We start from the raw sequence: 4,100 nt of genomic DNA on the forward strand, positions 1-4,100 counted from the left end.
CAAACCCAGGGCGCTTCAGACCTCACAGCATGGCTGGCCAGTCGTGGTCACCCCGTTTCCGCACCAGTTCCCTCCCATGCGGGTAAGGCGCAGATCGTTGTTGATGGTGCCTCTCTCAATGTGCAGCGCGTCATGCCGGGCTACCACCTTGATGTCACTGATGGCGGGCAGGTTCACCAGGCCGGAGTCACCCTCGCCCGTCTCCACGCCGACCTCAGGGCCTACCCGCAAGCCCAATACATGTCTGACGTGCCGCGGCCTACGCGATCGGCGCACGCGTTGATTTCCTCCTGGCTGGAGTCTGATCTTTCAAACCTCCCGCAAGCCCCCCTCGATGCACTTCGGGCCCACCTGGCCGCTGCGTCCACAACCCCCATGGACGTCCAACTCGTCCACGGCGACTTTCGCGCCGCGAACGTCCTGACGCGGGGCGCGCAGGTCATAGCTGTTCTCGACTTCGAAGAGATGCGATTCGACTCTCCCGTTGGAGAACTCGCCCGATCAGCGGTAATGCTGGGCACCCTGTTCCATGACTGGGGCCCCGTCTCACCACAGGTGCATGAGGCTCTCCTGGAGGGCTACGAGAGTGTTCACCCGTTGAGTGGTCCGCAACGGAGCTGGTGGCATCCCCTCGTGTTGTGGTGGTCACTCCTGATGGTGCCTACGTCAGGCGATGATCCCACCGGTTGGGGTAGAGCCGCCGAACGAGTGGCTCATGCACTGAACTCGGTGGAAGAGCGATGACGAGGCATTCACGAAACGATGAACCCCTCGACATCGCACGGCTTCCCGTAGGGCTGCGCGCTACTTTCGCCGAGCTTCTCAACGGGGGACGTGTCACCGTCGTCGAACAGGGCAGAGTGCTTGGCCGTCTTGTCTTCGAACCCAGGGTGCTCGAGGGTTTCCTGATCACGCCCCCTGCGGGTTCGGAGCAGACTCCTCAGCCTCCGCGCGACGACATCTGTGTTGTCGCAACAGCCATGCCCTTGTCCGAGGCTGCCCGATCGACGCTCTCCGAGGGCCTGGGCGAGCACTACATCGTGCTCGACCTCATCGATGCACCCCCCACCGCCGATGTCGTACTGACGCAGCCCATCAGCCCGCAGTTACTCAACAAGCTCCAAGCGGACTACCCGGCCGCTCGTATCATCGTCACCGAGATCGATGATGAAGAAGCAGGCGTCTCCTACTCAGGCCCTGTCAGCAGAGTTCTCAACGCCGGAGCGACCGCCTACCTGCCTCCCCGCCCGCTGGACCAAGTTGCGCAGAACGTCCGCACCCACCTCGAGCAAACCCCTCGGCCAGTCCTGGATGCGCCGGCACGGACACCCCAACATGAGCTCGGAGCGTCAGGGGATCAATAGCCGCCGAGTGTCGCAAAAACGGTGGCGAGTTCAACCGGTCAACGCACCACCACCGATAGGGGATCGTGGGTGTCATGGCCGGGTTGTCGAACGAACAGCAGGAGAACGTCTGGGCGTTGTGGGCGGGGCCCTGCGGTCCAAGGAGAGAAGCGGCAACTCCCCCTAGCGCTCCAGTGCGCATGGCACCGAGCTTGTTGCCGACGTGGACCGCCGCGATGTCCCCAGAGGACGCGTCGTGCACGGCAACGATTTGCTGCCCGGCGGTCGTGGGCAGCGTGTCGTAGACGCGATAGCCGTAATGGGTCGCGGTTTGCCCGGCGGTCATGACGATCTTGCCGGACACCAGGGACGCATGAACCCGAGGCGGGCTCGAAAGCGCACCGCTAGCCCGCAGCTGCAGAGCTTCCAGCATCCAGGCCACCGCATCGCCTGGGGCAACGCTGTCGAGGTCGCCATCAGTCAGGAGAAGGGTCATGACTCCACCCAACCACTCACCTGCGTTTTGCCTGTCGCACAAACGAAGGTTTGTGCACACCTCAGACAACCCACCCGCCTCGAACGCCACGATCTGTTGAGACGATGAGCGGCTGCACTGGGGCCACCCTCTTCTAGAGTGAGCAGGTGGCCGCCGCGCGGTGCCCCGGAGCTGCCACACGTCCTCGCCCCGACGAGCCCTCCTCAGCTCTCACGTGGGTGGCCATCGTCATCACACTCGGTATTGCTTTGGCCCTCGTGGCCATCTTCGGTGGACCCAAGGACGCATGTCGTGCACGGTGAGACCTCTGCCGGCCTCACCTGCACCGGCAGCAGCCCCACTGACTTTCCTGACACATCGGGCCAGGTGATCAAAACGCGCACCGCGGCCGAGGCGGCGGCTGCGGAGGAATGACGCGCCACCTGGCCCAGGTGAGGTCATGCCCGCGCGGGTTTGTTGAACGATGATCAGCGGCCCGGTGAGGGTGGGGTCCTCATCAACCGGACAACGTCAGCGATCTCGGTGGGACAGGCCGCGTCGCTGGAACAAAGCGCCCGGTACACATGCCTACCCTCGGCGGTGAGGACATCGACGATCACGCCGTCCTCACCGGTGGCCTCACCGCACACGGCGCACCGGGCGGTGTCCGGGCTGCCCGCCTCGGACACGGGACGCAGCCACACGTTCCTCACCATGACGTGATTATGCCTCGTGTCCGGACCGAGCGCCGGATGAGTGCACTATTCCAGTCGATCTTTACGACAGCGGCCTTCGAGGCGGCAGGGCACCTCACCCCCTGCTTCCTCCCCCCTCCTCTCCTCACGCTGTGAGCATGCCGGTCGTAGCTCACACGAAGGTTTGTGCACCATCCACTCCGTGCCGTGGCGTGCATCTGGGGTGGGTGATATGCATGCACACTCGCCGCGCGTGGGGGTGTACCTCAGGTGGCCACCCTTGCTACGCGCGTAGCAAGGGTGGCGAACGCTCGCTGGTGCATGGTTCAGGCGTACCGGCCGCGGCCGCGCTTGCTGGCCATGGTGGCTTTCTTCCACTCCTTGCGCTGCTCAGCGGCTTTGGCAGGGTCATGGCGACGCTCTTGGTAGCCCTGTGCCCGTCCGATCGCGAGCCAGGAAGTGAGCCGGCGTTCGTCCAGCTCGCCTGCCGCGATCGCTTTTCGCACGGCACAACCGGGTTCGCTGTCGTGGTGGCAGTCGGCGAAGTGGCAGAAACGTGCCAGGGCGGTGATGTCGGCGAACACTTCTGCGACGGCCTCTTCGCTGGCTGACAGGTCGAGGGACCGGATGCCGGGAAGATCCAGCAGCACCCCGCCACTTTGGAGTCGATAGAGGCGGCGCGTCGTGGTGGAGTGGCGGCCCTCGCCGTCCCGGCGTACTTCGCGGGTGAACTCGGATCGGCCGTCGAGCGCGTTGAGCAGTGTGGTCTTGCCTGCGCCGGACGCGCCGAGCATCGTGGCGGTCACGCCTGTCCCCAGCCGCGCGCGTAGGTCGTCGAGGCCCGTGCCGTCCATCGAACTGGTCAGGACGACGTCGACGCCGGGAGCAGCGAGCAGGGCCTGCTCCAACGCCTCTTCGGGCGACGCCGTGGCGTCCGCCTTGGTGAGCGCGATCGTCTGCTGAGCGCCGCTGTCCCAGGCCATTACCGAAAGCCTTTCGAGAGCCTTCACATTCAGGCCGTGGTCGATGGGCAGCACGATCAGAACCAGGTCGATATTTGCTGCGAGAGTCTGGGTGCTCTGTCCGTCGGGGTCGGGTCGGGTCAGGGCCGTTGAACGGTGTTCGATCCGGGCGATCTGACCCTCGTGCAGGGCCACCCAATCGCCGGCGACCGGTGTGACGTCCAGGGCGTGACGGAGTTCGACCAGCGCGCTGACGGGGTAGTCATCGGGATACCAGAGCACTTCCGCCATCGGGCCGTGAACAATAACGACCCGTCCAGGGCGTTCGTCCGCCGCCCAGAACACCTCGTCGTCGTGCCGCCCGAGCTCTTGAAGATTGATCAACCCTGGCCCCCGTCCGGTGTGCGCATGCCGGTACTTCCGGTGGATTTCGTTGGGTGAGCAGTCATGCCCGTTAGCATGTCACCGTGGGGTGCGATCTCGCCACGAACCAGGCAGTAGTTCACTCAAAACGCGTCCGATTCGGATCGGTGTGAACCAGGCAGCAGAAACGTCGAGCGGGTCCATCTCCTCAATTCAGAACGATTCGTCCTGAATCCCTTCCACGCATCGAGATCGCACATTT

The 4,100-nt window shown here is 64.5% G+C and carries 3 protein-coding genes; 2 read left to right on the forward strand and 1 reads right to left on the reverse strand.

Going from position 1 to position 4,100, the window contains the following annotated elements; translation table 11 throughout:
• Positions 1-744 (forward strand): phosphotransferase enzyme family protein (locus tag HMPREF0321_RS00895; protein ID WP_040014224.1); only part of this gene is annotated, 744 nt, incomplete at its 5' end.
• Positions 741-1,364 carry a hypothetical protein gene (locus HMPREF0321_RS16890; RefSeq protein WP_254653949.1) on the forward strand — a complete coding sequence of 208 codons (624 nt, stop codon included), beginning with the start codon at positions 741-743 and terminating at the stop codon, positions 1,362-1,364. The genes HMPREF0321_RS00895 and HMPREF0321_RS16890, both read left to right, overlap by 4 nt.
• A gap of 1,475 nt (positions 1,365-2,839) precedes the next feature.
• Here HMPREF0321_RS16890 and rsgA read toward each other — a convergent pair.
• Positions 2,840-3,859 (reverse strand): ribosome small subunit-dependent GTPase A, encoded by a 1,020-nt coding sequence (gene rsgA, locus HMPREF0321_RS00910; RefSeq protein ID WP_006943485.1) that lies wholly within the window; start codon positions 3,857-3,859, stop codon positions 2,840-2,842.
• Between the last annotated feature and the right edge of the window lie 241 nt (positions 3,860-4,100).

The sequence above is a fragment of the Dermacoccus sp. Ellin185 genome (genome assembly GCF_000152185.1).
Taxonomy (GTDB): Bacteria; Actinomycetota; Actinomycetes; order Actinomycetales; family Dermatophilaceae; genus Dermacoccus; species Dermacoccus nishinomiyaensis.